Origin of the sequence: Hyphomicrobium sp. (assembly GCF_051860585.1) — a bacterium.
In the GTDB taxonomy this organism is placed as follows: Bacteria; Pseudomonadota; Alphaproteobacteria; order Rhizobiales; family Hyphomicrobiaceae; genus Hyphomicrobium_C.
In genome coordinates, this window is sequence record NZ_JBHYDS010000005.1 from 262,944 (window position 1) to 286,379 (window position 23,436).

The 23,436-nt window shown below is 64.7% G+C and carries 24 protein-coding genes; 9 read left to right on the plus strand and 15 right to left on the minus strand.

What is annotated here, in order from left to right; translation table 11 throughout:
* Positions 1 to 11 precede the first annotated feature (11 nt).
* On the minus strand, positions 12 to 857 hold the full coding sequence (locus ACTIFK_RS10445; RefSeq protein ID WP_439543004.1) for an enoyl-CoA hydratase: 846 nt from the start codon (positions 855 to 857) through the stop codon (positions 12 to 14).
* Positions 854 to 1,426, minus strand: a complete 573-nt coding sequence (locus ACTIFK_RS10450) for a hypothetical protein (protein ID WP_439543005.1) — start codon at positions 1,424 to 1,426, stop codon at positions 854 to 856. Before ACTIFK_RS10450 ends, ACTIFK_RS10445 begins: the two co-directional genes overlap by 4 nt.
* Positions 1,427 to 1,848: 422 nt before the next feature.
* Here ACTIFK_RS10450 and rplM point away from each other — a divergent pair, with 422 nt between their 5' ends.
* The 4 genes from rplM (at position 1,849) to argC (ending at position 4,635) form a co-directional block, all read left to right on the plus strand.
* Positions 1,849 to 2,310 (plus strand): 50S ribosomal protein L13, encoded by a 462-nt coding sequence (rplM, locus tag ACTIFK_RS10455; protein WP_439543006.1) that lies wholly within the window; start codon positions 1,849 to 1,851, stop codon positions 2,308 to 2,310.
* Between the two features lie 2 nt (positions 2,311 to 2,312).
* Positions 2,313 to 2,792: a 30S ribosomal protein S9 gene (gene rpsI / locus ACTIFK_RS10460; protein WP_439543075.1), complete on the plus strand. Its 480-nt coding sequence runs from the start codon at positions 2,313 to 2,315 to the stop codon at positions 2,790 to 2,792.
* A 118-nt stretch (positions 2,793 to 2,910) separates the two neighbouring features.
* Positions 2,911 to 3,687 carry a YjbE family putative metal transport protein gene (locus ACTIFK_RS10465; protein WP_439543007.1) on the plus strand — a complete coding sequence of 259 codons (777 nt, stop codon included), beginning with the start codon at positions 2,911 to 2,913 and terminating at the stop codon, positions 3,685 to 3,687.
* An 18-nt stretch (positions 3,688 to 3,705) separates the two neighbouring features.
* Positions 3,706 to 4,635 (plus strand): N-acetyl-gamma-glutamyl-phosphate reductase, encoded by a 930-nt coding sequence (gene argC / locus ACTIFK_RS10470; RefSeq protein ID WP_439543008.1) that lies wholly within the window; start codon positions 3,706 to 3,708, stop codon positions 4,633 to 4,635.
* 271 nt (positions 4,636 to 4,906) lie between these two features.
* Here the strand turns inward: argC and ACTIFK_RS10475 are convergent, their stop codons facing one another.
* Positions 4,907 to 5,971, minus strand: coding sequence for a COX15/CtaA family protein (locus tag ACTIFK_RS10475; RefSeq protein ID WP_439543009.1), 1,065 nt, complete (start codon positions 5,969 to 5,971; stop codon positions 4,907 to 4,909).
* Between the two features lie 174 nt (positions 5,972 to 6,145).
* Between ACTIFK_RS10475 and ACTIFK_RS10480 the strand changes: the two genes are divergently transcribed.
* A complete protein-coding gene (locus ACTIFK_RS10480; protein ID WP_439543010.1) occupies positions 6,146 to 6,352 on the plus strand; it encodes a DUF2842 domain-containing protein in 207 nt (68 codons plus the stop codon).
* Here ACTIFK_RS10480 and ACTIFK_RS10485 read toward each other — a convergent pair.
* Together ACTIFK_RS10485 and ACTIFK_RS10490 are read right to left on the minus strand one after the other, a co-directional pair.
* Positions 6,324 to 7,451: a polysaccharide deacetylase family protein gene (locus ACTIFK_RS10485; RefSeq protein WP_439543011.1), complete on the minus strand. Its 1,128-nt coding sequence runs from the start codon at positions 7,449 to 7,451 to the stop codon at positions 6,324 to 6,326. The two genes, ACTIFK_RS10480 and ACTIFK_RS10485, sit on opposite strands and share 29 nt — an antisense overlap.
* Before the next feature lie 47 nt (positions 7,452 to 7,498).
* Positions 7,499 to 9,745 carry a GumC family protein gene (locus ACTIFK_RS10490; protein WP_439543012.1) on the minus strand — a complete coding sequence of 749 codons (2,247 nt, stop codon included), beginning with the start codon at positions 9,743 to 9,745 and terminating at the stop codon, positions 7,499 to 7,501.
* 153 nt (positions 9,746 to 9,898) lie between these two features.
* On the opposite strand from ACTIFK_RS10490, the gene ACTIFK_RS10495 reads away from it, so the two are divergent.
* The 3 genes from ACTIFK_RS10495 (at position 9,899) to ACTIFK_RS10505 (ending at position 13,400) form a co-directional block, all read left to right on the plus strand.
* Positions 9,899 to 10,600 carry a polysaccharide biosynthesis/export family protein gene (locus tag ACTIFK_RS10495; protein WP_439543013.1) on the plus strand — a complete coding sequence of 234 codons (702 nt, stop codon included), beginning with the start codon at positions 9,899 to 9,901 and terminating at the stop codon, positions 10,598 to 10,600.
* On the plus strand, positions 10,578 to 11,759 hold the full coding sequence (locus ACTIFK_RS10500; protein ID WP_439543014.1) for a glycosyltransferase: 1,182 nt from the start codon (positions 10,578 to 10,580) through the stop codon (positions 11,757 to 11,759). The genes ACTIFK_RS10495 and ACTIFK_RS10500 overlap by 23 nt, the downstream gene beginning before the upstream one ends.
* Before the next feature lie 147 nt (positions 11,760 to 11,906).
* Positions 11,907 to 13,400 carry an undecaprenyl-phosphate glucose phosphotransferase gene (locus ACTIFK_RS10505; protein ID WP_439543015.1) on the plus strand — a complete coding sequence of 498 codons (1,494 nt, stop codon included), beginning with the start codon at positions 11,907 to 11,909 and terminating at the stop codon, positions 13,398 to 13,400.
* Here ACTIFK_RS10505 and ACTIFK_RS10510 read toward each other — a convergent pair.
* The 10 genes from ACTIFK_RS10510 to ACTIFK_RS10555 all read right to left on the minus strand — a co-directional run bounded on the left by ACTIFK_RS10510 (position 13,397) and on the right by ACTIFK_RS10555 (position 22,558).
* The gene (locus tag ACTIFK_RS10510) at positions 13,397 to 15,244 is read right to left on the minus strand and encodes a cyclic nucleotide-binding and patatin-like phospholipase domain-containing protein (protein WP_439543016.1); all 1,848 of its coding nucleotides are present in this window, start codon (positions 15,242 to 15,244) and stop codon (positions 13,397 to 13,399) included. The two genes, ACTIFK_RS10505 and ACTIFK_RS10510, sit on opposite strands and share 4 nt — an antisense overlap.
* Before the next feature lie 55 nt (positions 15,245 to 15,299).
* Positions 15,300 to 15,443 (minus strand): hypothetical protein, encoded by a 144-nt coding sequence (locus ACTIFK_RS10515; RefSeq protein WP_439543017.1) that lies wholly within the window; start codon positions 15,441 to 15,443, stop codon positions 15,300 to 15,302.
* A 50-nt stretch (positions 15,444 to 15,493) separates the two neighbouring features.
* Positions 15,494 to 15,934, minus strand: a complete 441-nt coding sequence (locus ACTIFK_RS10520) for a hypothetical protein (protein ID WP_439543018.1) — start codon at positions 15,932 to 15,934, stop codon at positions 15,494 to 15,496.
* 26 nt (positions 15,935 to 15,960) lie between these two features.
* A complete protein-coding gene (locus ACTIFK_RS10525) occupies positions 15,961 to 16,266 on the minus strand; it encodes a hypothetical protein (RefSeq protein WP_439543019.1) in 306 nt (101 codons plus the stop codon).
* Between the two features lie 215 nt (positions 16,267 to 16,481).
* Complete coding sequence (locus ACTIFK_RS10530; RefSeq protein ID WP_439543020.1) at positions 16,482 to 17,501, minus strand: HlyD family secretion protein; 1,020 nt, start codon at positions 17,499 to 17,501, stop codon at positions 16,482 to 16,484.
* Positions 17,502 to 17,516: 15 nt separating this feature from the next.
* The gene (locus ACTIFK_RS10535) at positions 17,517 to 18,293 is read right to left on the minus strand and encodes an ABC transporter ATP-binding protein (RefSeq protein ID WP_439543021.1); all 777 of its coding nucleotides are present in this window, start codon (positions 18,291 to 18,293) and stop codon (positions 17,517 to 17,519) included.
* 256 nt (positions 18,294 to 18,549) lie between these two features.
* Positions 18,550 to 19,740: an FtsX-like permease family protein gene (locus tag ACTIFK_RS10540; protein ID WP_439543022.1), complete on the minus strand. Its 1,191-nt coding sequence runs from the start codon at positions 19,738 to 19,740 to the stop codon at positions 18,550 to 18,552.
* Between the two features lie 170 nt (positions 19,741 to 19,910).
* On the minus strand, positions 19,911 to 20,471 hold the full coding sequence (locus tag ACTIFK_RS10545; RefSeq protein ID WP_439543023.1) for a hypothetical protein: 561 nt from the start codon (positions 20,469 to 20,471) through the stop codon (positions 19,911 to 19,913).
* 229 nt (positions 20,472 to 20,700) lie between these two features.
* Entirely contained in the window at positions 20,701 to 21,336 is a 636-nt protein-coding gene (locus ACTIFK_RS10550) for a hypothetical protein (protein ID WP_439543024.1), read from the minus strand.
* A gap of 349 nt (positions 21,337 to 21,685) precedes the next feature.
* Positions 21,686 to 22,558, minus strand: a complete 873-nt coding sequence (locus tag ACTIFK_RS10555; RefSeq protein ID WP_439543025.1) for an alpha/beta hydrolase — start codon at positions 22,556 to 22,558, stop codon at positions 21,686 to 21,688.
* Positions 22,559 to 22,847: 289 nt separating this feature from the next.
* On the opposite strand from ACTIFK_RS10555, the gene bfr reads away from it, so the two are divergent.
* Positions 22,848 to 23,339 carry a bacterioferritin gene (gene bfr, locus ACTIFK_RS10560; RefSeq protein ID WP_439543026.1) on the plus strand — a complete coding sequence of 164 codons (492 nt, stop codon included), beginning with the start codon at positions 22,848 to 22,850 and terminating at the stop codon, positions 23,337 to 23,339.
* Positions 23,340 to 23,436: the final 97 nt, after the last annotated feature.

Consider the following 23,436-nt stretch of genomic DNA (forward strand, 5'->3'; position numbering starts at 1 on the left):
GCTCCGAGTTCTCAGGTTTCGTTCCAGTTGGGCGGCCGCTTTTCCAGGAAGGCGCAGATGCCCTCGGCGGCGTCGCGGGCCATCATGTTTTCGACCATGACCGCGGCGGCATCATCGTAGGCGGCCGCGAGAGGCTGCTCGATCTGTCGATAGAAGGCGTGCTTCCCGATCGAGACCGTGGTGCGCGACTTGGCGGCGACGATGCGCGCCATGGCGAGCGCTTCGTCCAGCACGCGCTCGGGCGGAACCACCCGGTTGACCAGGCCATAACGGGCAGCATCCCCGGCTGACATCGCTTCGCCCAGCAGAAGCATTTCCATCGCCTGCTTGCGCGGCACGTTGCGCGACAGCGCTACCATCGGCGTCGAACAGAACAAGCCGATATTGACGCCCGGCGTGGCGAAGGTCGCGGACGATGCGGCGACGGCGAGATCGCAGGTGGCGACGAGCTGGCAGCCGGCCGCCGTCGCGATGCCCTGCACGGCCGCGATCACCGGCTTGGGGCTTGCGACGATGTCCTGCATCAGGCGCGCGCACGCCCGCATGGTGTCTTCGTAGAATGCGCGCCCGCCATCGGCGTCGGCGCGGTGCGCGGACAGCTCCTTCAGATCGTGTCCGGCGGAGAACGCGGGGCCGGCGGCGGCCAGCACAATGGCCGCCACGTCGCGGTCGGCCGAGGCACTCGATATCGCCTCGGCGAGGGCCGCCATCATGCGGCGCGACAAGCTGTTGCGTCGCTCGGGCGCGTCGAGTGTGACGAGGAGCACGCCCGGCTCCGGGCGATCGACGCGCAGGAGCGCGGCATCGCCCGGCGCACCGGTATCAACAGACGCCGCGGGCTGAGCCGCTGCCGTCATGGTGCCGGCGTTTCGCCGTCGGGTGCGCTCTCGCCGGCTTCTTCGGGAATCAGGGCTTCGATCTCGTCGGCGCGCTTCTTGACGACCTCGATGTTGGCCGGATGCTTCAGCGGCTGGGCGGCGGCGATTTCCTGCGTCAGATCGTCGACGGCGAGCTTCTTATCCTCGGCGGGGATCGAGCTGTCGGCCTTGATCTCCTCGAGTTCCTTTTTCATCTTCTCGACGGGGTCGGTGAACTTGCCGCTCGAGCGATCGAGACCATCGAGAATGAGCGTGATGTTGGCGCCGACGTCCTCGAACTCCTCGAAGCTGGTAAAGCCGTGCTTCTTGGCGATGTTCTCGAGTTCCTTGGTGAGCGCGTCGTCCGGCGTCTCGCCGCCCTCGACGAGCTTGCTGGCGAGCGGCGCGAAATCCTTCTGCGCAGCGATGAACGACGTCACCATCGTGTCGGTCAGCTCAATCTGCTTGAATTCCTGCGCCGCAAGGTTCGATGCTGCCGCGACCGCCATGCCCGCACCAAGGCCGACACATGCGGCGAGCGCCTTAAGGCGCGAAAAGAACGTGCTCATCAAGCGTCATCTCCCATTTCCGAGACCGTACCGGATTTCGTTGGCTTCCCAGCGCGAGTCTTACCAAAGCGCAGAAGTGGGACGGATGTAAGAACTTCCGGGTCCCCGCGCTTCTTGTTCATAACCCCCGCAGCGGCCCGATCCGTCGGTGCGCGCGTTCTGGGCTACACCTCCATGGCGGCATCAGCAAGAATGTTAGCGCGCGCCGAAAAGAGCCGCCGACGCATCGATGACTACGGTACGTCGTTACCGCACGTGTGGTTATATATTACCGTACTATCCAATTAGTTGATTTTGTTGACGTTTTTAGATTTATTGCACCATTGACGGTCTCGCGGCAATCACGTAGACACCTGCTTTCCGAACGGTGCGGAAACGCGCCATCCATCTTCCCCTTCCAGAAGGCAGGAGCACTTCCCGCCATGAAAACTTTCGTCGCCAAGCCTGGCGAGGTCGACAAGAAGTGGATCGTCATCGACGCCGAGGGTCTCGTCGTCGGCCGGTTAGCCACTCTCATTGCCGTGCGCCTCAAAGGTAAGCACAAGGCACTCTATACGCCGCACGTCGACTGCGGCGACAACGTCATCATCGTCAACGCCGAGAAGGTCGTGTTCACGGGCAAAAAGCGCGAGGACAAGGTCTATTATCGCCACACCGGCTATCCGGGCGGCATCAAGGCGACGACGCCGAAGCGCATCTTCGACGGCCGCTTTCCTGAGCGCGTCATCGAACTCGCAGTCGAGCGCATGCTCGCTCGCGGCCCGCTGCAGCGCAAGCTGATGCGCAATCTCAAGATCTACAAGGGTGCCGAGCATCCGCATGCGGCGCAGGCGCCGACGCAGCTCGACGTCGCGAAGCTCAATCGTAAGAATTCGAGGGCATGACCATGGTGCAGGAAACCAAGTCCCTGGACGACCTGGGCGCCCTCAAGGGCTCCTCGCCGGCAGACGCGCCGGTGCACGTGCAGAAACTCGACAAGCTCGGCCGCGCCTATGCCACCGGCAAGCGCAAGGACGCCGTCGCACGCGTCTGGATCAAGCCCGGCAAGGGCCTGATCGTGGTCAACAAAAAAGACTTCAAGGCGTATTTCGCACGCCCTGTGCTGCAGATGCTGCTTCAGCAGCCGCTCGCAGCAGCCAACCGCGCGAGCCAGTTTGACATTATGGTGACGGTCGCCGGTGGCGGTCTTTCCGGTCAGGCTGGCGCCGTTCGCCACGGCATCTCCAAGGCTCTGACCTACTTCGAGCCCGAACTGCGCGGCGTTCTCAAGAAGGGCGGCTTCCTGACGCGCGACAGCCGTACCGTCGAGCGCAAGAAGTACGGCCGCATGAAGGCTCGCCGCAGCTTCCAGTTCTCGAAGCGCTAGTCGGCCTTCTACCTACGGACATCGGCAACGGCCCGCCCTCGCGCGGGCCGTTGTTTTTTTGCGCGGAATGGTGTTCTTCTGCCGCCAAACGACCGGGGCAGATAGAGCCGCCGGGCCAATGGAGCTGGAAAGGTTCGTCTCGATGATCGAAGCCCTGCTGACCGAAATCGGCCATCTCGCTAGCACGACCTGGTGGGAGCAGAACTCGGTTGCTCTCCTCAACATTCTGATCATCGACCTCGTGCTCGCCGGCGACAATGCCATCGTCGTGGGACTGGCGGCATCCCGGGTCGACAAGTCGATCCGCAATCAGGTGATCTTCTGGGGCATCGCAGCCGCAGTCGTTCTGCGCATCTTGTTCGCCGCGTTGACGACCCAGCTTCTCGCGATCGGCGGGATCATGATCCTCGGCGGCGGGTTGCTGCTGCTTTGGGTTAGCTGGAAGATGTACCGGCAGGTCGTCGTTGGAGAGCATGAGCACGTCGAGGCCGTCGATGGTGGCGGCGGCGTGCCTCTGCCGCACCTCGGCTTCTGGCCGGCGGTCTGGACCATCACGCTCGCCGACGTGTCGATGTCGCTCGATAACGTTCTCGCGGTCGCCGGCGCCGCCAAGGGCTCGACGCTCGTACTCGTAATCGGCCTTGCAGTGGCCATCATTCTCATGGCGCTGGCCTCGCGGCTCATTGCATCCTTGCTGGTCAAATACCCCTGGATCACCTGGATCGGCTTGCTCATCATCGTCTATGTGGCGCTCGACATGATTTTTTCCGGCACGACGCAGCTTGCCTGCGAACACTCGAACATGTTGTGCGATTGGGTGCCGAAGCACGTTCATATCTCGGTCGACGGGTTGACGGTTCCGGCCGCGCCTGAACCGGCTCCCGTGGCTCCTTAGGGATAGGCCGGCGCAGCAATGACAGCACGCGTCTTCATCGACGGCGAGGCCGGAACCACCGGCCTCGAGATCCGGGACCGGCTCGCCGCCGATCCCGCGATCGACGTCGTGAGCGTGGACGCCGCCCTGCGCAAAGATCCCGCCGCGCGCCGCGATGCCATGTCGAACGTGGACGTTGTGGTGCTGTGCCTGCCCGATGCGGCCGCCGTGGAGGCCGTCGCGCTCGCGGCATCGCTCGGCGACCGGGCGCCGCGGATTGTCGACGCGTCGACCGCGCACCGTGTCGCGGACGGCTGGGTGTATGGGTTTGCCGAACTCGACGGCGCTCAGGCGCAGGCCATCAAGGCCGCCACGCATGTCGCGAACCCGGGCTGCTATCCGACGGGCGCCATCGCGCTCATTCGCCCGCTCGTCGACGCGGGACTTCTGCCGGCTGACACCGGTGTCACGGTCAACGCGGTGTCCGGCTATTCGGGCGGCGGAAAGCCGATGATCGAGTCCTACGAGGTCGCCAAGACCGCGCCGGCGTTCGAACTCTACGGCCTCGGTCTTGCGCACAAGCATGTGCCGGAACTGCATCGTTACAGCGGGCTCACGCGGCGGCCGATCTTCGTGCCGTCCGTCGGCAATTTCCGCCAGGGCATGCTTGTCAGCGTTCCATTGCACCTCGACCTGCTGCCGGGGAAACCCGAGCCGCGCGATGTGCAAGCGGCACTCGAGCGGCACTACCAGGGCTCCAGCCAGGTTCGGGTGGTGCCTGCCGCGGAAACCGCGAAGCTCGGCGGGCGGCTCGATGCGCTCGGCCTCAACGGGACCGACCAGCTCGAGCTGTACGTGTTTCCGCAGGAGGACCACGGGCAGGTGTTGCTGGTCGCGCGCCTGGACAACCTCGGCAAGGGCGCGGCCGGCGCGGCCGTGCAGAACATCCGGCTGATGCTCGGGCTTTAGGCCCCGGAACGCACGATCCCGCGAAAGATACGTCGCCCGCGAAAGACCGGTCGCCTGCGAAAGACCCGTCGGTGTTCCGTACAGTACTGCGTGGGATTGCTCGGCGACTTAGGGTCGACCAAATGCGCGCGGAGGTTTGGCGATGATCCTGTCTTTTAAAGTCTTCCTGGTCGTGGGTGCCTTCGCGATTGCAGCGTTCGCGTCCAAGACGCCCTCGTCGCTGCCGCAGCGTCCTGGATTGAAGCGCGCCGCATAAGACGCTTCTGTCCGTCTACGCTCGCGCCTGACGCGAGACGATATGCAGGTGGCGGGTTGCGATCACGAGCAGGATCGCGGCGCACGCCTGATGCGCGATCCCGAGCCCGATCGGCACGGCTTCCAGCAACGTCCAGATCCCCAGCGCTGCCTGTCCCAAGACGGCCGCGAGCATCAGTGCGGCGGACGCGCGGCGCTCGCCGTCCGTCGCCTTCCGGAACGAGCGCCACGCCTCGACCGCGACGGCCAGCACAACGGTGTAGGCGACCAGGCGATGGACGAACTGAGCCATCACCGGGTTCTCGAAGGGATTGTGGTACCAGGGCTCGAGGACGAAGAGATCGTCCGGAATCAGCTCCCCGTTCATCATCGGCCACGTGTTGTAGACGAGCCCGCCTTTCAGGCTCGCAACGAAGGCACCAATCACCACCTGCGTGAGAATGAGCGCCACGATCGCCGCCGGAAGGCGGGCGAGGCGCGCGGTGCCGGCCCGTTCATGCTGGCCGATTTCGCGTGCGAGCCAGATCACCAGGGCGAGGATCAGGAACGCGACCGTCAGATGCAGCGCCAGGCGGTACTGGCTCACGTCGACGCGATCGACGAGGCCGGACTGCACCATGTACCAGCCGATGGCGCCCTGAAGGCCGCCCAGGGCGAGGACGCCGGCAAGGCGCAGCGGATATCCCTGCCGCAGCGCGCCCATAAACCAGAAGGCAGCGAACGGCAGGGCAAAGGCGAGGCCGATGATGCGGCCGAGGAAGCGATGCCCCCACTCCCACCAGTAGATGGCCTTGAAGGCCTCGAGCGACATGCCCTTGTTGACGAGGTGGTATTCGGGAATTTCCTTGTACTTGGCGAACGCCTCCTGCCAGTGCGCGTCCGTCAGTGGGGGGATGGCGCCGAGAATAGGCTTCCATTCGGTGATCGAGAGGCCGGAATCCGTCAGGCGCGTGGCGCCGCCGACCGTGATCATCGCCAGAACCAGGAGCGCGATGATCCAGATCCAGCCCTGCACGGCCTTGTCCCACGCCGCGGCATGCGTGCCTGCGCTGCCCGAACTGTCCGTGCCGATGGCCGTCATGCGCCTTGTCCTCGGATACCGCGCGGCTTTCCCCATGGTGGCGCGCGTGTTTCTTTTCGCCGCCCCGGTGATAGGCCGTCGGAGCCCCCGGTTCAATGCGATGAAGCGGCGCTAGACGGAGGGGTGCTTCTCGGATTTAAGGTGGCGCTCGATCCCGTAACGCCAGGCGAGCCCATGACCCTCCGGACGCGCAAATTAGTCGGCGCCATTCTGCTGCTGGTGTTCCTGTCGGTCTATGCGCTGGCGGCCATGATGGTCGCGATTGTGCTGCAGGTCAGCGCCAGCAAGGTCGTCGAGCTCATCTACTATCCGGTCGCCGGACTTTTGTGGGTGTTGCCGGCGATGTGGCTCATCAAATGGATGCAGCGTCCGGACGCGTGACCGGGAGACCGCTTGGCGCTTCATGGCGGCCGACGCCAGACAGACGCCTGACCCGGCGGACGACTGCCTTCGCGGCGTCGAACAAGGCGAACGGGACGCCCGTCATCATCACCTCGACGTAGCGTGCCTCCTGATAATCCCCGTTGAGCGAAATGCGCGGCAGGCCGAACGGGTCGGAGCCCGTCCTCACCACGTCCTTGTGCGTCGTCACGGCCGTTTCGAGGCCGAGGGAGCGGGCGATGGCAAAGTCGCGCGGCCCAGCGCTCGTCGCATCGCCGTAGGGGAAGCTGAAGTGACGGCAGGGGCGGCTCAGCTCGCGCTCGATGCGGGCGACGCTGCCGGCGATCTCGGCGCGCGCTTCGTCCTCGGGCAGTTTGGCAATCGCGAAGTGGCGGCAGGTGTGTGCGCCGATGGTGACGAGCGGATCGGCTGCGAGGGCGCGGATCTCGTCCCAGTCCATGATCAGGTCGCGGCAGAGCGACGCCGTGTCGTATCCTGCGGCCGCTGCAATGGCGGCGATCTTCGCCCGCATCTCGGTTTCTGGGCGCGCTCGTAGAGACCAATAGATCTGCTGAAACGCGCGATCTTTGGCTGCCGGTGTGGCGGTTTCGAACACCTGCTCGTGGCCATCGACCTCGAAGCGGACCCGATCGGCCTTGGCGATGGCGGCTTCCAGCACGTACCACCAGAGGTCGCCCTTGCCGTCGGCATAATCGGCCGGAACATAGATGGCGAACGGAGCGTTGTGCCGCTTGAACACCGGGTAGGCATGCTCACGATTGTCGCGATAGCCGTCGTCGAGGGTGAAACACGCGAAGGGCCGTGCCGCACCGTCATCCTTCAGGCGGCGCGCTGCTTCGTCGAGCGAAACGATGTCGTAGCCGCAGCGCCTGACCGTCGAGAGTGCGGTGTCGAGAAACTGGGGCGTGATCTTGAGGATGCGGTTCGGCTCGAACGCGCGGGGCGGTGCGGGCGACACGCTGTGCATCGTGAATACGACGCCACGTCCACGCGCCACCGGCGCGAACGCGGCAGCCAATCCGGTCGCATGGAGCGCTTTCAAGGCGGCTTGCATCAGGATCGTGGCTTTACCGGTCATGGGTCGCTCGCGGGTGCATTTCACGCATCGTTCGGGGCTGCCCAGGCTCAACTTGCCCGGGCGAACTTCTGACGCGTGCGATTGGCCTCGGGCTGCTTCTCGAAGGCGAAGAGCGCAATGCCGTCGACCTCGTAGCCGAGGAACGTACCCGGCGCGCCGACGGCCTTCGCCTTCTGCGCCTTGTCTTCGACCAGCACGACGCCGCAATCGAAGCGGCCCTGCATGGCCTCGAACAGATCCTTCGCCGGCTCGACGTGGCTGACGACGACAATGTGGTCGTAGACGTCGTCCAGGGCGTCGAGCAGGAAGTTGACGCTGTCGCTATCGAGCGCGGTGGCGGACAGGTCGATCCGCTGCCCCGAGGGAATGAGGTGGACGTCGCTGTCGTGCAGCGAGAGCACGACATCCTCGAAGCGGGCCTTGCCGTCGAGCAGCTCGCTGAAGCCGGGCCAAGAGGCCTGTCCCAGCGGCTCGGCGACGCCAGAGCCGGCCGGGCTCCAATCGACCATGATGACGGTCAGGCCCTTTTCGGCCAGGCGCCGGCAGAAGGCCGCGCTTTCCGTGGCCAGAGAAAACACGTCGGACGCGCCGACGAAGAGCGTGCGGACGCCGGCCAGATTGCCTTTGCGCAGGCCTTCGACACTTCCGGCCAAGGCGTCGGCGGTCGAGATCGAGACCGGAGGAGCCGCATGCGAGGCGGCTGGCGCAGCGGCGTGAGCAACCTCAGGCATCGGCGGGGCCGGCATGGAAGGGGCGGGCAGCGGATCGGCGCGATAGGTCTGCGGCGTGCCACGGCGCGGCGCGGGCGGTGCCGGTGACGGCGGCGGCTCCGGCAGCACCGGGGCAAACTCACGCCTGTTCTGAGGTCCCTTGCGGCCCTGTCGGGCGACCGGGCTCTCGCTCAGCAGCGCTTTCGTCACGACCAGGGCCAAGCCGATCAGGAACGAGGCGATCGCCACGAGCAGCGCCGTTGCGCCGCGCTTCGGGAAGAAGGGCACGGTCGACGGACGCGCGCTCGACACGATCTGGGCCTCGACCGGGATCGTGCGGGTATCGTCGGCGCGGACGCGGTTGGCCTCATACTGGGCGCGCAGGCGGTCCAGCTCGCCGCGCTTCGATTTGGCGTCGGCCTCGAGGCTGCGGAGCTTCGCTTCCTCCGGACCGGCGCCGACGATTTGGCGCTTGATGTCGCTCACGCTTTTCTCGACGGCCTCTTCGCGGAGCGCCGCGACCTTCGCTTCCTTGCCGATGCCGTCGACGATCTTGGCGACCTCGCCTGCGATCTGGCCCTTCAGCCCGGTGAGGTCGGCGTGGAGCTGACGCATGCGCGGGTGGCCGGAGAGCAGCGTCGCGGACAGTTCCGAGATCTGCCGCTCCACGCGCACGCGGCTCTGCACCAAGTTTTGGATGAGCGGCGACTTCTGCACGTCGGCCAAGGTCTCGGCGCTGCCGAGGTCCTGCATCTCGCGGGCCTGCTTGGCGCGCGCTTCGGCTTCGCTGCGGGAGGCCTTGACCTTCGACAGCTCGGCGTTGAGCTCGGCGAGCTGCTGCTCGTTGAGGCCCGTCGCCTGCTGCCCACCCTTGAAGATGTTGGCTTCGCCGCGGAACTTCTCGACTTCCGACTCGGCGCGCGCGGCTTCCTGGGCGAGTTCCTCGATCTTGGGGGCGAGCGCCTTCTGGACGTCGTCGGTCTCGGTCAGGCTCTGTTGGGCAAGTTTGTTGCGATAGGTTTCAGCCACGCGATTGGCGATTGCGGCCGCGAGGTCCGGATCGATCGAGGTGAAGCGAATGCCAATGAAGCGGCTTTCCTTCGGCGAGTAAACCTCGAGACGATCGAGAAACGACCTCAGGGCGCGGTCCTGGTCGGTCTCATTCGCACGCGGTGCGCCGATGCCAGCCAGGCGCAGGATGCCGGATAGAGCGTCCGGTGAGCCGCGCGCGCTGTTGAACTCCGGCAAGTCGGCGAGCTTCATCTCGCGCACGATGGTCTCGGCGAGGTCCGTCGACATGAGCGCGCGGACGTGGGTGTTGACGGCTTCCTTGTCCATGCGGACGCTGACGCTGTCCGAGGACCCGTTGCGCGAGGGGTCGGAGAACGGATTGTTCGTGCTCTTGGATTCGATCGCGAGTTGCGTTTCCGAGACATAGAGCGGCGCCATCATCTTGAGCACGCCGAACGTCGCGCCGGCCAAGACAACGGAAATGACGACCAGCCGCCTGAAACTGCCGGTGACGGCCTGCCAGACGGATTTCAAGTCGATGTCGTCGGAACGCTGGATGGGTCTCGGGGGCATGTCTCTCGATCCGCAAACCTTCTCTCGGATTGATAGAGATAGGAGGTGGCGCGTTAGAATTTCCTTAAGTTTCCCGAAAAGGATCGCCCCCTCAGATTTTATTAACTCTCGTGGCCTATCACTCGGAGCGTAGGTTTCCGTAAACGGATAGTCATGCGCACCGGTATCAGAGCTTCGGTTCGTTTCGTTGTCCCCGCTGCAGCGTTGCTGCTGGCGGGCTGTGCGCACGATCCCGAATCCGTCGTCGCGGCCGCGCTCGCCAATATCGGCGGGCATGCCGGGCAGGTGCACGTCTACGAAAACGGCCCCGAGCAGACTGCCGAGACCGTCACCTGGGGTGCGCCGACCGTGCAGCCCGCCGGTTTCCAAGGCTCGCAAATGGTGTCCGATGCCGAAGGTCCCTACCTTCTCGACACGGGCGACCGGCTGCGCGTCTTCGTCTACGGGCAGCCCAATCTTTCGCGCGCCTATACCGTGGATCACGACGGGCGCATCACCGTACCCTTGATCGGCAACGTGGACGCCCGTGGCCGCACGACGCGCGATGTCGCGAGTGCCATCCGCTCACGGCTCGGAGCCGAGTTCGTGCGCGATCCGCAAGTGACGGTCGACGTGCTGCAGAACCGGCCGTTCTTCATCTACGGCGAGGTCAAGACGGGCGGACAGTATCCCTTCGTCTCCGGCATGACAGTCGAGACGGCCATCGCCATCGCCGGCGGCTATTCGGAGCGCGCCAGCTCGCGAAGCTTCCGCATCACGCGGCGGATCAACGGGTTCGTCGACCAGATCGATGCCCCGGGCGATTATCCGCTGCTTCCGGGGGACACCGTCTATGTCAACGAGCGGTTCTTCTGAGGCCAGCGACGTGACCGACCCGCGTCCGGCCGAGGCGCCCCTTCGCATCCTCCACATCATGCGCGCGCCCGTCGGCGGGCTGTTCCGGCATGTCTACGATCTGGCGCTCGAACAGGCCGAGCGAGGGCATTACGTCGGCATCATCGCGGATCGCACGGCGGCCGACAGCCTCACGCAAGCACGCCTCGCCACCCTCGCGCCCAAGCTCAAGCTCGGACTGTCGCTCATTCCGATGAGCCGTCAGCCGGGCCTCGGCGACATCGCCGCCATCCGCTCGATCGCGAAAATCGCACGCGCGCTCGACCTCGACGTCTTGCATGGCCATGGCGCCAAGGGCGGCGCCTATGCGCGCTTCGCGGGGAAAAGGCTCTCCATGGCCGGCGAACGGGCGAAGGTGTTCTACACGCCCCACGGCGGCACGCTTCACTACAAGCCGGGCACGGCCGCGGGCACGGTCTTCTTCGTGCTCGAGCGCATCATGGGCCGGATGACGGACGGTCTCATTTTCGAGTCCGATTACGCGCGCAAGGCGTACGGACGCCTGATCGGGGAAAGCGGCGCGCCGAGGCGCGTCATCCCGAACGGTCTCGGGCGAGCCGATTTCGAGCAAACGCCGCCCAACCCGGACGCCGCAAATTTCCTTTTCATCGGCGAGTTGCGCACGCTCAAGGGCGTGGACATCCTGCTCGAAGCCCTCGCGCGCCTGGTCGCCACCCATCCGGTGCGCGCCGTGATTGTCGGCGCGGGTCCCGATGCCGACGACTTCAAGCAGCAGGCACGGGCGCTCGGCCTCGGGGCTCACGTAACCTTTCCGGGCGCCATGCCCGCGCGGGCGGCGTTTCCGCTGGGGCACTGCCTGGTCGTTCCGTCGCGGGCGGAGAGCTTCCCCTACGTGGTGCTGGAAGCCGGTGCGGCCGGCAAGCCCGTGATCGCGACCGACGTCGGCGGGATTCCGGAAATCGTTGCCGGAACGAGCACGCGCCTCGTCGCGCCGGGCTCCGTCGAAGACCTTCTCCGGGCCATGACCGACGTGCTGGCGGACCCCGAGGCCGCGCTCGAGCGGGCCGAGGCACTACGCGACAATGTCGCCCGCAAGTTTACCGTCTCGGCCATGGCCGACGCAGTGCTCGCCTTTTACCGCGCTCCCGTCCCGGCCTGAGACGCCGGCACTCCCCTACCCCGCCATACCGGCGCAAATGCCCGTGTTTGAGCCCTTTTCCGGCCCGGAACCCCCGTGGCATGGAGCCTGCACCCAATGTCTCGAGACCGGACATTTTCCCGGCCATCGTCACATTGTGAGCCAACCATGGTTTCGCCTGCCCTGCCTTCCTCCGCGCCGACGCCGGCCGCCGCCTATCTGGATCGCACGCTGCTGTCCGCGACGCGCCTGGCCCATCTGTCACCCGTCGTGCTGGCCGGCCTCGTGCGGCTTGCCGACTTCGCAACGGCCGTCGTCACGGGCTTGGCGTTGGCCGTCCTCTATCTCGGCGAAGGCGAGGTCGTGACCGATCCGCTCTACATTGCGGTCATTCTGACGTCGTCCATCGGCGCCGTTCTCGTGCTCGATCTGCTCGGCCTCTACGGCTCGCGTCCGCTGGCGGCCTTCCACCGCAACCTGCCTCGCTTGATGCTGGGCTGGGCGTCGGCTTTCGCCGCGGCCGGCGTGCTGATCTTCTTTCTCAAGGCCGGCACGGAATTCTCGCGCGTCTGGCTCGCCCTGTGGTTCGTCGTCGGCGGCCTCGCCCTCACGGCCGAGCGCGCCGCCGTCAGCCTCGTCATGCGGCAGCTCACGAACAGCGGCAGGCTTTTGCGGCGGGCCGTCATCTACGGCGCGGGGGCGCTGACCGACGGATTGATCCGATCCATCGAAGCGGACCAGGGCGCGGGCATCCGCATCGTCGGCGTGTTCGACGACCGCACGGACGAACGCCTCCGTCGCGACGGCTCCTCGCGCAATCGCCTCGGCACGCTCGACGATCTGCTCGACGTGGCGCGCGCGATGCGGGTCGACCTCGTGATCGTGGCGCTTCCCGTTGCGGGCGAGCAGCGGCTCAACGACGTGACGGACCGGCTCTCGGTGCTGCCGGCCGACATCCGTCTGCCCGCCCAGGCAACGCAGATCCGGCTTTCGCCGCGCCTCTATTCGCACGTCGGGCCGGTCGCCATGATCGACCTCTACGACCGGCCGATCGCCGACTGGGACGTCGTGTTCAAGTGGCTGTTCGACAGAGGCATCGGCCTCCTTAGCTTGATCCTGCTGTCGCCCGTGCTGCTGCTGGTCGCACTCGCGGTGCGGCTGGAGACGCGCGGGCCCGTGCTTTTCCGGCAGAAGCGCTACGGCTTCAATAACGAGATGATCGAGGTCTTGAAGTTCCGTTCGATGCACGTCGACATGTGCGATGCGACGGCCGACCGTCTCGTGACCAAGCACGATCCGCGTGTGACCCGCGTCGGCCGCTTCATCCGCAAGACCAGCCTCGACGAGCTGCCGCAGCTTTTCAACGTGCTCAAGGGCGACCTTTCGCTCGTCGGGCCGCGGCCGCATGCCGTTTCCGCCAAAGCCGCGGACCGGCTCTATGACGAGGTCGTCGCCCGGTATTTCGCGCGGCACAAAGTGAAGCCGGGCATCACCGGATGGGCCCAAATTTCCGGCTGGCGCGGCGAAACCGATACGCGCGAGAAGATCGAAAAGCGTGTCGAGCACGATCTCTACTACATCGAGAACTGGTCGGTGTTCTTCGACCTCTACATTCTCGCCATGACGCCGATCGCGCTGCTCAAGTCCGAGAACGCCTATTAGCTCACAGGACGGGCGATCGCGTCCTTGAGCGCGGACGCCAGCCACGGCGGTTGCCCGGCCGTGGCGAGGCGCGCGACCTCGTCCTGCGTCCAGGCGAACGCGGCCTGGAACAGTTCGCCGTGGCGGTGCCAGTCTAGAAAACTCATCGCATCGGGGATCGGCGGCACGACCAAGATGTCGTCGGCCGTCATCTCGCGCTGGAAGTCGTGGCGATTGGCCATCAGGGCCCGCATCAGCACCGTCACCAAGCCGGGGGCGGCCGGCAGTCGATCCCGGCGCATCGGGTTGAGCACGAGACGCATCAACTCGCCGCGCGACGGCAGGGCGTCGTAGTCGACATCGAAGCGTCCGATCTCAGGCGGCTTGAAGCTCACCACGACGTTCGGGCCCTGTTTCAAATCTCGCATGATCCTGATGGGCGTGTTGTCGAGCAGGCAGCCGTCGACCAGCATCTCGCCGTCGGGCGTGTTGACGGGCGGCAGCAGCACGGGGATCGAGGACGAGGCACGGATGGCCCGCCAGAGCGGTCCCGTGCGATGGACCGACACGGCGAAGCGCGTGAGGTTTGTCGAGACGGCGAAAAACGGCAGCCATAGATCCTCGATTTCCGCCGGGCCATAGAGGCGCTTCAGCTCGGCATCGAAAACGGTGTGGTCGAGCAGACCGTAGCGCGGCAACGTATAGCGGCGCATCGCCCGGTTGGTGACGAACATTTCGCCCATGGACTTGTCGATCTCATCCGGGCTCGTGTCCATCATGAAGGCCGCCGCCAGCGCGGCGCCGGCTGAGGTGCCGCCCATGATGTCGAAGGCGATGCCCGCCTGCGTCAGCGCCTTGTAGACGCCGGTGTGGGCAGCCGCGAGCGCGCCCCCGCCTGCCGCCACGAAGCCCACCGCGCGTCCCTCGATAAAGCGCACGAGCCGTTCGATGTCCGCGGAGCTGTCGAGGGCGACATGATGGTGCATGGCCACCGCACGCGGGGCGAGCCACCGGGACGTGCCGTGCACTTTCGTTCGCTGCGGATGCAGCAGGACGAGGCGGGTCGCATCAGGCGTCACGAACCGCGAGGCAAAGCGCTCGCTGGCGTTCGGCGTGGCGTCGGCTGTGTGGTCTCCGGCGGCGATGATGAGATCGGCATGGCGGATTGCCTTTTCCGACCAGGGTGTCAGGGCATCGTCGGCAACGAGCAGCACGTGATCGTGTCCGGCTTCGAGCGCGTTGAGGCGGGAGATCGCCTCCGGGCCATCGAGCCCCTCGCCCATGTTCAGCATGTTGCGCGCGGCGACGCCGTGCAGCACGACGCAGCGGGCGCTGTGGCGAAGCGCGCGCGCGAGGGCGACGACGAATTCGCTTTTGAGCGGCGCGCCGCCGGCAGGAATGATGCAGATCGTGCGCGGGCGCGGCGGGGCGTGGATCGCCTGCGCAATCGACGTCGTCTTGGCGAGGCGTTTGGCCAACATGGAGGTCAATGTGCGCCAGATGCCGGGATGGGCGGCGACCAGGGCGTCGAATTCCACGCGTGAGAGGGCAAACAGGAGGCTGTCGCGCATGGCGATGACGGTCGCCGTACGGCGCCGCCCGGTGAGAAACGCGATCTCGCCCACGGGCTGGCCGGAGCCGATCTCGCTCACCGGGTCGGTTTGGTGGTCGAGCGTGACGGCGAGACGCCCTGACAGAACGACGAACAGCGCGTCGGCCTCGTCGCCCTGGCGCATCAGGACGTCGCCGCGGCGCAGGGTGCGCAAGGCAAGGCGCGCGGCCAGGGCTGTGCGCTCAGTCTCGGTCAGGCCCGAGAACAGGTCGATATCGGGGATCTCGTGCGCAAGCCCGTCAGCAGGGTCCATTGGCATCCGGCCGGATCGTTGCCGTCATGGCCCACTATACGTGGGCCGAGGCCAATCAGGGCCGGCTTAAATTGGCAAATCGTTGCTGCGCGGAAGCGCGGTTAATATTCGCCGCCCGCGCCAGCCCGGCCGCGAACAAGCCCAGCGCTGGCAGAAACACCGTCAGGAAGGACGAGACGAGGATGACCTTGGTTGCCATATCCAAGATATGGCAACGAGCGGCGAACGGATCACCCCTGGATGGTAAATTTATGCTGCGGCGTATTGATCGCCGCGATAGCCGTCGGCAGCGGCTGCCAGCGCTTCGTTCATGGCGCGCGCCATCTTGTGAGGATTGAAGCCCCACTTGGCGTTGAGACGCATGTTGGCGGCGACTTCGAGGGCCATAACGACGGCGCTCTGGCCGTGGCGGGCGATGACTTCGCTGACGTGGCGCGAATTGCAGGCCGCAAGGAAACTGCGGAACCGCAGCAGAACCGCAACCTTGCGGACGCGGGCGCGCGGGGAGATCTGCCAGAAGTCCTGCTCGACGCGGCGCAGGTCGCTGTCGGAGAGAACCACCGTCGGAAGCAGGAGACCGTTCCCGGCCGACAAAATCTTGAGAGCCAGCGCCAGCTCGCGCGCGCCGACCGGCGGGACGTCGCTGGTGTCCAGGGCTCCGGACGGCTGTTCAATCATTTCGTTCGTCATGTCTTCTATTCCCGCTTGGCAATTGCTTAGCTGCGGCCGAATACGGTCCAGGGCGAGCCGTGCAGAAGGATGATCTCCTTCGGACTACGTGATTCGACGAGGAAATCCACGTCGATACCCAAGAGGTGCCCATTTGGGTTGCGGATATCCGATTTCGCGAACCGGTATTTCCGACCATCGGTGGCGCTGATGACGCCAAACCCGATGTCCTCGTGAAACTTCGTAATCTGACCTTGCATCACACATCTCCATCTCGACGGGTCGAAGTCCGCTTCTGCGAACTGCATGACCTTGCGGGAGATGGCCGACGTGCGCTGTTCCTGCTGGAACATTCTCAATCTTTTCAAGATTGTGGACCGGCACGCCGGACATTGCCAACAAAAATGGGCCGTCTTTGAGGACGGCCCACACTATGTCGCAGATTGTAGCTTCTCGGGCACAACGGGGGCGCTATTCTGCGCCCTCGTTAACCCCAGAGCCGGCGTCGAATTCCGCCAGCGCAATGGGCTTTCGGCGGGCCGGCGGCCCGGACGGGGGGCTGGTCGCGTTAGTTCTTACGAAAAAAGGCGTCTACCCGCATGCCGGGTTTTAAACCCGTGGCCGTCCCCTGCAATTCGATTGTCACTTCCATCACTTCAACATCCGTCACACGCCGTGGGCCGCGCGGGCCGATGCGTGCCGACCCGAGCGTGGGCGCAATGTTTGTCACTTTGCCGTCGATCTTGGCCGTTTGGCTGACGCTGGTCACGTAAGCCGACTGGTTCATCGAGATCTTGCCGACGTCACCTTCGTCGACTTCGGCCTTGACGCGAACAATGCTCATGTCGCCCATCACGACCAGCGGCGTTTCCGGAGACGGCGCGACGATCTCGCCCTGCTTGGCGTTGACCTGAAGAATGGTGCCGATCGAGGGCGCGCGAATGCGCGTCTTGTCGAGCAGCGCTTCGGCCATTCTCACCTGGGCGCGGGCAGCGCTGACTTTTGACTCGGCGTTATTCGGCGCCGGCAGGTTCGCTTTCGACTGAGCCTTGACGTAGGCGATGCGCTCGCGCTCCAGGCGGTCGTTCGAATCCTTCAGGCGGCGGCGTGCGTCGCTGACGGCGGCTTCGCTGCCGTTGCCACTGCGCTTGGCCGCGATGGCGTAGTCGAGCTCGATGCGGGCGCCCGTAACGGCGCGCTCGGCCGAGTAGATCGCGTCCTCGGCCTTGCGCACATCTTCGCGCCCGCTCACGACAGACTTCTCGCTATCCTCGCGACTTGCTTCCGCTTCGGTCTCGGCCGAGGCGAGCTTGGCGCGGGCTTCCGCATCGTCGAGACGCAGCAGTAGCTCGCCTTCCTCGACCTTGTCGTCGACTTCGACGAGGACTTCCTCGACGCGGCCGAGATAGGTGGCGCCCAAACGTATCTCGCCGGACTTCGGCTCGACGACGCCGGGGGCGGCCACTTCGTAGTCCTTGGTTTCCAGCGCGACCGGCTCGGCGGTGCTGCTCTTGTACTTGTCGTACGCGAGGTATCCGCCGGCACCGGCAAGACCCAACATGAGAATGAGATTGAGTGGCTTCAACATGATGCGAGATCTCTCTTAAGCTAAGGCGTTTTTTCTCTTGGGCGGCGTGCCCCCGGGAGGGAGATGCGTCTTGCCGGGCGATCTGTCGTCGCCGACGATGCGGCCGTCCTCGATGGTGATGATGCGATCGGCGTAATGAAGCGTGCGGTGGTCGTGGGTCACGGCCATCACGGCGCGCGTCGGGTCTTGCGATACTTCCTTCAAAAGCTCCATCACGGCCTTGCCGTTTTCGCTGTCGAGGGCCGCCGTCGGCTCGTCTGCCAGCACGACCGAGGGGCGGCCGGCGAGCGAGCGAGCGATGGCGACGCGCTGCTTCTCGCCACCCGAAAGTTTCGACGGGTAGGTGTGCATGCGGTGGCTCAGGCCCACGGCCTTAAGCGCTTCAGCTGCCGTTTCCATCGGATCCAAGGAGCGGGCATCGCGAACGTCCAGCGCAACGAGCACGTTCTCGATGGCGGTGAGCGTCGGGAAAAGATTGTAGCTCTGAAACACGAAGCCGACGTGGAGACGGCGGATCTCGGCGAGGTCCTCAGAGGGGAGGCCGACGGCTTGGTGGCCGGCCAGATGCAGCTCGCCGCTGGTCGCCGTCAAGATGCAGCCGAGGATCGACAGCAGAGTGGTCTTGCCGCTGCCGGACGGTCCCATCAGAAGGGTGAGTTCGCCCGGACGGAGATCCATGCTGACACCCTTCAGGATGTGCAGCTCACCTGCGCCGGTGCCGATCGTCTTGACGATGTTGCGGGCTTCCAGAAGCGGCTGCGGGCCGCTTGGCCCTCTTGAACCCTTGGACATAGTCACGAAGTCTCCCGAAACCGAAGCGCAGAAATCAACCCTGCGTATTTGGCACTAACTCGACGCTCTGGCTGTTACTTCAGACACAGGACAAGCGCTTTTCGCACCAATCGAAAACTCAATCGCTCTTACAACGGATCGACCCCGTCCAACGCTACTCAGCCGAACTCTCCGACGCAAGAGCAACCCCTTGCGTGCGGCGGACGCGAGGTCCGCCGCGGGCCGGCCACGACATGCAGCCGGCCTTTAATCGGCGTCACCTGTTGAAGACGCCCGCCGGGTCGATCCTCGTGACTTTTCGGATCGCGGTGATGGCCGCGAAAATGCACATTCCGACCGTAAGCGCGAACAAGTAACCGGCGATCTCGGGCGTCATGAGGATGGTCAGTGTCGGCACGCGGACCTTCAGCCGTGCAATCGCCAGCATGGCGAGCAGCATACCCGCCGCGTAGCCCAGCACGGCACTGAGAAGCGCTTGCACCAGAATGACCTGGTGGATGTAGCTGGCGGACGCGCCGAGAGCGCGCAGGGTCGCGAATTCGTTCAAGTGGTCTTTGGTGCTGGCGTACAGTGTCTGAGCGACGATGACGACGCCGACGATGGCGCCGAGCACCATGCCGGTGATGAGGGCCAGACCGGCACCCGTGCTGAACATCCAGTACTTGATGCTGCGTGCTCGGAACTCCTCGTGGGTCAGAACCTCTGCTCCGTCTTTGAAGCGCTCGGTCAGAGTCTTCTTGACGCTCTCAACATCGGCGTCCTTGAAAAGCGTGACCAGGACGTAGCTCGCCTGCACTGGGCTCGCGTTGTTCAATTTGCGCGCCGTCGTGATCGGGGTGAAAATGTAGGGCAGCGTCGCGAACGAACGAATGCCCTTCGTTATCGCCGTGACCTTGACACGCTGGCCATTGATTTCCGCATATTCCCCTCGGCCCTCGATGCCCAGGTCCACGAGGTAAGACCGATCGGCGGCTACGGCCATCGGAGTTTCCAGATCCTCTTCGGTTCCTTCTTCGAGACCCCAGGTATGGGTTTCGCCCTTCTCCCAGTCGAGGCCGACGAGAACGAACGACTTCTTTCCGCCTCCCGGTTTGCGCCACGACGAGAAGCTGACCATCATATCCTCGGCCTTGAGGACGCCCGGCGTCGACAACGCTGCGTACTTCTCGTGGCCGATCAAAAGCGAGGGATCGTCAAAGCTCTTGGTGCCGTACGGCATGATCCACAAATCGGCCTTGGACTTGTCGAGAACGGTGGCAATCTTGCTTTCGGAACCCTTGTACAGGCCCACCTCGATCGCAACCAGCACGACAGAAAAGACAATGCCGACCAGCGTAACGATCAGGCTCATGCGATCGTGGAAGAGATTGCGATAGGCAATCTTAGGCGCCATCTTGATGACTTTGCCGGGACCGGCAGACGGCAGGGCCGCCTTTTTGCTGAACATGTCGCTCTCCAATACGGTCGCGCATGAGTTGTGCGCTGAACTTTTTGCTGCGTCCAGACTCGGCGCAGAACCTTAACGGGATTTATTGCACGCAGCATGACGTGTCAGGACCGCTTTTTTTGCGGCTCTGACACGATCCGTTGCGCGTCCGGCTGGCCGCCGGCCGGGGGTTAATTGCCGCAGCCGACGCTTACGGTCGTGCCGATCGCCGGGATGAACTTCTTGCAATCGTTCTCGTCGGGCGCCTTGTCGGTGTTGGCCGTGACCGTATCGGCGGGCGCTTCTGCCCGGGGGGCGGCCGGCTCTACGGGGCTGATGGCTTCCGGCTGCTCGGCGGAGTTGTCGGCGGGGATCGAACCCTGGATCAAAGCGGAGCTGCCGGTCGCGGCGGGCGCTATTTCTTCCGTCTTGGACGGAGCGGCTGTGACCGCCTCGGTCTTCGTCGCCTCGGCCTTGCCCGGCTGCTGCACCTTGGCGATGCGCGCGGGCTTCTCCGGTTTGCGCGCAGCGTGCAATTCTTGCTTGCGTGCAGCCTGCACGACCGGCGGCCGCTTCGTAGGCTTGTTGTGGTATCCGCCGCCGCCCCCGCCGCCATGGGCCGGCGTTGCGACGAACGTGCCGAGGGGACCGCCAAAACCGAGACGCACGCCTCCGCCGCCGGCTTCTGCCGCCGAGGCGAGAGATGCCGCTGCCAGGATGGCGGCGCCAATCGCTACGAGCTTCGTGTTCATGACGGGACTCCTCAAAATTCGTCTTCGCTCCGTCGCACGGAGCGCTTCTGACTGGAACCATGCGCGGGATCTCGCGCGGGCGCTGTTCCAGTCGTGACACGATCGATTATTTGCGCTCTGGCGCCGGCAGCATCTGCGCGCGGGACCGCTTATTTCGCGTCAACGCAAAGCAAAAGGCCGGCCCCTGGTGTCGGAGCCGGCCTGGTTATTTCGCTTATTGATTGCGTGCTTACTTGGTGTCGCAGGCAACCTCGACCGCAACACCGATCGCCGGGACGAACTTCTTGCAGGTCTCAACCTTGACATCCGTCGTCGTGGTTTCGGCGTAACCTTCCGTCTGATCGGCCGCGGCGATCGTCTTTCCATTGGCGTCGGTTTCGTCGGACGCTGCGCCGTTGGCGTTGTTCGCCTGATCGACATCAACCTGGGTAAGGGCGGCCGAGCTCGAAGGAGCGGCGACGTAGGTCGACTTCGTCTCCTCCTTCTTGGTCTCGGTCACAGCCGCCGTCTCATCGGCCTTCGTTTCGGTTGTCGAGGCCGCTGCCTTCGCGTTGGCCTGAGCCTGAGCCGCGCGGGCCTCAGCCTTAGCCTGGGCCTGGGCCCTGGCGCGAGCTTGGCCCTGAGCCTGAGCGCGGGCACGTGCCTGAGCCTGAGCGCGGGCACGAGCCTGGGCCTGAGCCTGGGCGCGGGCCTTGGCAGCCTGCTGCTGTTGGGCTTGTTTAGCCATAGCCCCAGCGGCGAGGAGGCCGATGCCGACACCTACCCCTAGGGCCAAGCCGCGTCCGCCAGCCTCTGCTGCGGGAACGATTGCCATGCTTGCAGCGACCGTCGCTGCTACCAGGCTGAAGCGGAATTTCTTGGCCATTTTCATCTCCATCGAATTGGCGGGAGCGGTGTGGCGGGCGTGACGCCGTGCTCTCATGGGGTCACAATGACGGACGATCGGAGCGAGAGCTGTTCCTGGTGTAACAAACCGCAGATTTGTTTTGAAAAAGGCCGATTTCTGCGTTTAGCGGCGCGGCTCGGTATGGAGCGCGCCAGCGGCCAGGATAAATGCCCAGCCGCCTGATCTGGAAATCATCCTATCACGAAACATTTTCCCCGCCCATGGCTTACCGAAGGAATTTGCCGGGACGATTGGATAACGGCCCGCGCCCCAAGATCGCGGGCGATGGCCGGAATTGGACGGGGGTCGCAGCCGGGAGCCTCAGCGCCTAGGCAACGGTTGCCGTGGCGGCCATGCGAAGGGCGGCGAGGTCCGGCTGGGCGCCAAGCGACTTCGCAATTGCAGCAACCGTGCGGGAGATGAAATCCGCAGTCCGGTCCAGCACGATGTGGCGCTGCCGATCGACGGTCACCATGTGGTAGCTGTCCTCCAGCACCACGAGGTCGACCGGGCCTGCCAGTTCGCGTTGCAGATAAGCCGCGTTGTCGAGGCCGGCGTAGTCGTCCTCACGGGCGTGCAGGATCAGAACCGGCTGGGTAATTGAGCCGACATCCTTCATGACGGCCTTCGACAGGCGACGGCGTTCCAGAACCGGGCCGCCCGGGGTCGAGGACTGGCCGATCCGGCCGCCGCTCGCGCTCATGGCGTTGGCAATGAAGTCGCGGATGCGCTTGTCCTTGATGCCGACATGGATCGGAACGGGGAAGCGGAAGAGGTTCGCGAAGCGCTTGCTGTCGATCAGGCGCAGGATCCGCAAATACCACGGAATCTGGCGACCGCTGAGCCATAGAGTCGGAGAGTAGAGCGCAACGGCGCTCACCTTCTCGGGGTGGCGGGCGGCCAGCATCAGGCTCAGGACCGCGCCGGTGGACAGCCCGCCGACAACGACCGTTTCGCAGGTTTCAGCCAGCTTATCGAGGCCCTGCCTGGCGCTTTCGTACCAGTCGTGCCAGCTGGTGGCCATGAGGTCCGCTTCCGTGCCGCCGTGGCCGGCGAGTTCCGGGCAGAGGACGGTGTAGCCGTTGCGCGTGAGGCCGTTGGCGACAAAGCGGATCTCACGGGGCGATCCACAAAGACCGTGGATGAGGAGCACGCCGACTTGACCGCTCTTGGACTTCAAACTCACATCGCTCAACTGCATGACTTGCCTCAGTAGTACCGGCTTCGATTGCCGGCACCCTAGGTAAGCAATTCCGGTGCCGCTGTTCCGGTCGGCACAGTCACATGGTCAATCGGGCGCAGACGGGCGGCGGCGAAAGTTTGCAGGGCCAAGGGAAAAAGCTATCGTCGGCAAGGGGTAATGCAAAAGCCGTTGACCATATCGAACGGCCGGATTAAACCTTCTTAGAATTATTCTAATCACTATAAGAGGCCGGCTGACATTCCGTCACCGTTCAATTACTGGGCAATTTGGTCCGTGGAGGGAGCCTATGAAGGGCAAACGTGAAGTTATCGAAATTCTCAACGAAGCCCTGAAGCTCGAACTCGGCGCGGTCAACCAGTACTGGGTTCACTACCGGATGCTCGAAAACTGGGGGTACACGAAGCTCGCCAAGAAGGAACGCGCCGAGTCGATCGAAGAGATGCAGCATGCCGACAAGCTGGTCCATCGCATCATCTTCCTCGAAGGCCTGCCCAACCTGCAGCACGTTGCTCCTCTCATGATCGGCGAGAACCTCAAGGAAGTTCTCGAATGCGACCTCAAGGGCGAAAAGATCGCGCATGAGACCTACATCCGCGGCCGCGACATCTGTCACGCGGCGAAGGATTACGTGTCGATGGAGCTGTTCGAGAAGCTCATCGAGGACGAAGAGGGCCATATCGATTTCATCGAGACGCAGCTCGACCTGATGGACAAGATCGGCGTCGCCAACTACGGGCAGCTCCAGGCCGAGGCGGCCAACGAGGTCGAGGGGCACTGAGCCCGCTCCGCCGAACTTCTCGGGCGGCCTAACGACCTTCCGCTCAACAGTGACGGTCCCGGAGACTATGTCGCGCCACTTCGGCCGCACATAGCCG